The 765-nt window shown below is 37.3% G+C and carries 1 protein-coding gene; it reads left to right on the top strand.

What is annotated here, in order from left to right; genetic code table 11:
- Positions 1-765 (top strand): hypothetical protein (locus ACS8FC_RS16800; protein ID WP_439297623.1); only part of this gene is annotated, 765 nt, incomplete at both ends.

Genomic DNA, 765 nt, shown 5'->3' with positions numbered 1-765 from the left:
ACAACAATACAAACGAACCTTTAGTTACCCAAACCTCAGTACCAGTGGAGTCTAAAGAAATCATCACTTTCCCACAAAATGAAAATAACGATTACATTGCTTCATGGAAATTGCCTGAGCTTCCTATCGAGCGTTTAAATCGCTTTGATTGGCAACAGGTAGGTTTAATAGACGAGAACAATATCGTTACTCAAATTGAAAGTGAGCAATCGTTAGAGCTCGACATACGTCCTAATAACTTAGTATTTAAGTATGATTGTCAGCGGTATCGTGTATACCATGATAGTTATCAAGATTACCATTATGCCTCTTATGACATAACCACCATCACACCCTCCTCTTGCCTGATTAAAAATAAGCAATTCGCAGGTGATATCTCCGAATATCTAACCCAATTATTTCCCAAGTATGGTAGAGGACGTTTTACTTTTAGAATAATACCTACCTCAGATTTACCACCACCCTTGCATAAACTAGCTTTAAAAAATCAAACCTCTCATATGCTGGCTATAAATACGCAAGACAAACAGCTCATATTCGAAGGAAAGGTCAGGACATTAAAGCCAATCTCTGGACTACCGATTGATTATGATTTTTTGGAGAACTATAGATGGCGTTTAGTTAATGCTGTAGATAGTAGACAAAAAAATATAGAGGAAATCACACACTTTGATTATCCAGTCACGGCCGATTTTAGATCACGTTTGAACAATCCAGATAAGCATCAAGCTAGCTTTTATTCTGATTGTAACAGTGTTGGCGGCT

Source organism: Psychrobacter sp. 1Y4 (assembly GCF_051847555.1).
Note: the sequence above shows the minus strand (reverse complement) of the source record. Positions and strands in the feature narration are given on the sequence as shown.